Below are 3,319 nucleotides of genomic sequence, written 5' to 3' on the forward strand. Positions count from 1 at the left end.
ACGCGCTCGCGGCGCTGGCGGCGGGAGGTCCCGCGTTCACGGTCTTCGTCGAGGTCAAGGGGATGCGGTCCTGGCCGGACCTGCGCCGCGAACTCGCGCCCTGGCGCGGCCGCCTGGACCTCGAGGTGCAGTCCTTCGAACCCGACCTGCTGGCGGCGATGGCCGGCGACCGCGACGGTTGGCCCCTGGGCGTGATCGCCCGCGAGCCGGGTCCCGATCCCGCCGCCCTGCTCGCGGGTTTCGGCGCGCGCACCCTGTCGCTGCGCAAGGAGGCCGTCACGGCGGACGTCGCCGCGGCGGTCCACGCCGCCGGCGCCCGCCTGGCCGTCTGGACGCTCAACGACGCCGGCGCCGCGCGCGCCGCGGCCGGCGCCGGCGCCGACCTGTTGATCGGGGACGATCCCCGGTTGCTGCTCTCCACGTTCAACCACGGGACACGAACATGACGCACCGGATCCGCACGCGCCTCGCCTCGCCCGTCGTCCTCGCGCTCGCCCTCGCCGCCGCGACCGCGGCGCGGGCGGAGCCGAGCGTCCCGGCTGCCGCCGGCCACTGGGAGGGCGCCATCGTCCTGCCCGGGCAGGAACTCGGCATCAAGGTCGACCTCGCCGGCGAAGGCGGGGCCTGGTCCGGCACCATCGACATCCCGATGCAGGGGGCGACCGGCCTGCCGCTCGAGCACGTGCGGGCCGCGGGCGACTCCGTCGTGTTCGCCATCGCGAAGATCCCCGGTGCGCCGACCTTCCACGGCCTGCTCGCCGACGGCCGGCTGGCCGGCGACTTCACCCAGAACGGGATGACCTTCCCCTTCCGCCTCGGGCGCGAGGCCGCGGCGGCGCCCGAGCGTCCCCAGGAACCGCAACCGCCGTTCCCCTACCGCGCCGAAGAGGTGACCTACCGCAACGGCGACGTCGTGCTGGCCGGCACGCTGACGCTCCCGGAGGGGACGGGCCCCTTCCCGGCCGCGGTGCTGCTGACCGGCAGCGGCGCGCAGAACCGCGACGAGGAGCTGTTCGCCCACAAGCCGTTCCTGGTGCTGGCCGACCACCTGACCCGCGCCGGCGTGGCGGTGCTGCGCGCCGACGACCGCGGCGTGGGCGGCTCGACCGGCTCGGTGTCCCTCTCCACCACCGCGGACTTCGCGGACGACGCGCTGGCCGGCGTCGCGCTGCTGCGGGCGCGGCCCGACATCGCCGGCGGGTGCGTCGGCCTGATCGGTCACAGCGAGGGCGGCATCGCGGCGCCCCTGGCCGCAGCCCGCGCGCCCGAGGCCGTCGACTTCGTGGTCCTGCTCGCGGGCACGGGCGTCCCTCTGGGCGAGGTGATCCTGCGCCAGGCCGAACTGATCATGAAGGCGGGAGGGACGGACTCGCTGACGATCGCGGACGAGCTGGCGCAGACCCGCCTGGCGCTCGAACGCCTGGCCGCCGGCGCCGACAGCGCGACGATCCGCACGGACCTCGAGCAGTTCGCCCTCGCCCAGCAGGCGGCCCATCCCGAGCGGGCGAAGGAGCCGGCCGCGCTGAAGTCCGTGCTGGACGCCGCCGTGTCGGGCATGATCACGCCCTGGTTCCGCTACGCGACGGCGCTCGATCCCCGCGAGGCGCTGCGCCGGGTGCGCTGCCCCGTGCTGGCGATCAACGGGGGGCGCGATCTGCAGGTGGACCCCGACCAGAACCTCACCGAGATCGAGCGCGCGCTGCGCGAGGGCGGCAACCCGGATGCGACCATCCGCCGCCTGCCCGGCCTCAACCACCTGCTGCAGACGGCGGCGACGGGCCATCCGGGCGAGTACGGACAGATCGCGGAGACGATGAGCCCCGTCGCTTTGGACACGGTCCGCGACTGGATCCTGGCGCGGTGCCCCGTCCGCTGAGAGGAGTGCCGTGTCCCTGCGCACACGAACGGCGGGACTGCCGCGGCGGCTCTGGCGCTGGACCTGGCGCTTGGCGGCCGCCTGGGTGGCCGGCTCCGTGCTGGTCGTGCTCGCGCTGCGCTTCGTGCCGCCGCCCGTGTCGGGCGTGATGGTCCAGCGCTGGTGGGAGGCGAAGCTGCAGCACCGCGAGTTCCGGCTGGACTACCGCTGGAAGTCCCGGGCGCACCTCGCGCGCGCGCTGCCGCTGGCGGCGATCGCCGCGGAGGACCAGCGCTTCTTCGTGCACCGCGGCTGGGACGTCGCGGCCATCCGCAAGGCGATGGCGGAGGCCGAGGACGGCGGGCGCCTGCGCGGCGCCTCCACCATCTCCCAGCAGACGGCCAAGAACCTGTTCCTGTGGACCGGGCGCAGCTGGGTGCGCAAGGGGCTGGAATCGTGGTTCACGTTCTGGCTGGAACTGCTGTGGCCCAAGACGCGCATCCTGGAGGTCTACCTGAACATCGCGGAATGGGGCGACGGGATCTTCGGCGCCGAGGCGGCCTGCCGCCGCCACTTCGACGTCGGTGCCGACCAGGTCGACCGCGACCGCGCCGCGCGCCTAGCCGCCGTGCTGCCCAACCCGCGGCGGATGAACGCCGGCCGGCCCTCGGCCTACGTGCTGCGCCGGCAGGGCGAGATCCGGCGGCAGATGGGCGGGATCGACGGCTCGGAGTTCACCGCGCCGCTGAAGCGCTGGTAGCGGTCGGGCCGGCCGTTGCCCGCGGATCCGGATGCTGATATCATGTTTTCATAAGCCCCTGATGGACTCCCGGAACACCGGAGGTGCATCGATGCATCCGACACTCAGGTTACTGACGATCCTCCTGCTGATCCTCCCGGCGGCGATCGGCCGTGCCGGCGGCCCGTGGTGCACGGATACCGACGGGCTGCGGCTCGACGTCGCCCCCGCCACCGGCGCCGTGATGCTGGCGCACACCGGCGCCATGTACAACTGCTGCCCCGAACCGATCCTCTACGACGTCGCCGCGGCGGCGGGCGTGCTGACGGTGACCGAGCGCGTCCTGGAGGAATCGCCCTGCGACTGCATCTGCTGTTTCGACCTGGAAGCCCTCGTGGCCGACGTCCCGCCGGGCGACTGGGACGTGGTGTTCCGCTGGCTCGATGCGGAGTCCGGCAGCTGGCGGGAGTTGACCGGCTCGGTCACGGTGCCCGCGCCGGGCCGCGCCGACGTGCCGCACGCGGAACCCGCCGCGCCGCCCGAGTGCCTGGTCAGCACCGGGGTGGAGCCCCCCGCGCCGATGGGTGCGTGGGGGCTGATCAAGTCGATCTACCGCTGAACGGCGAGCAGGACGCGAGGGGGCAGCAACCAGATCAGCGCTGCGGTCCCGGCGAGGGGCGGCGCGTCGCAGCGCACCAGCGCCGCTCCCCCCTTCTTCATCTCCA

Annotated in this window: 4 protein-coding genes; all 4 read left to right on the forward strand. The window is 74.1% G+C overall.

Annotated elements, in window-relative coordinates; all coding sequences use genetic code 11:
- The coding region (locus tag Q7W29_07265) for a hypothetical protein (GenBank protein MDO9171611.1) at positions 1-446 on the forward strand (446 nt) is incomplete at its 5' end.
- On the forward strand, positions 443-1,876 hold the full coding sequence (locus Q7W29_07270) for an alpha/beta fold hydrolase (GenBank protein MDO9171612.1): 1,434 nt from the start codon (positions 443-445) through the stop codon (positions 1,874-1,876). The genes Q7W29_07265 and Q7W29_07270, both read left to right, overlap by 4 nt.
- A 37-nt stretch (positions 1,877-1,913) precedes the next feature.
- Positions 1,914-2,615 carry a monofunctional biosynthetic peptidoglycan transglycosylase gene (gene mtgA / locus Q7W29_07275; GenBank protein ID MDO9171613.1) on the forward strand — a complete coding sequence of 234 codons (702 nt, stop codon included), beginning with the start codon at positions 1,914-1,916 and terminating at the stop codon, positions 2,613-2,615.
- Between the two features lie 91 nt (positions 2,616-2,706).
- A complete protein-coding gene (locus tag Q7W29_07280; GenBank protein ID MDO9171614.1) occupies positions 2,707-3,213 on the forward strand; it encodes a hypothetical protein in 507 nt (168 codons plus the stop codon).
- Positions 3,214-3,319: the final 106 nt, after the last annotated feature.

It is taken from the genome of bacterium, assembly GCA_030654305.1.
Taxonomy (GTDB): Bacteria; Krumholzibacteriota; Krumholzibacteriia; order LZORAL124-64-63; family LZORAL124-64-63; genus PNOJ01.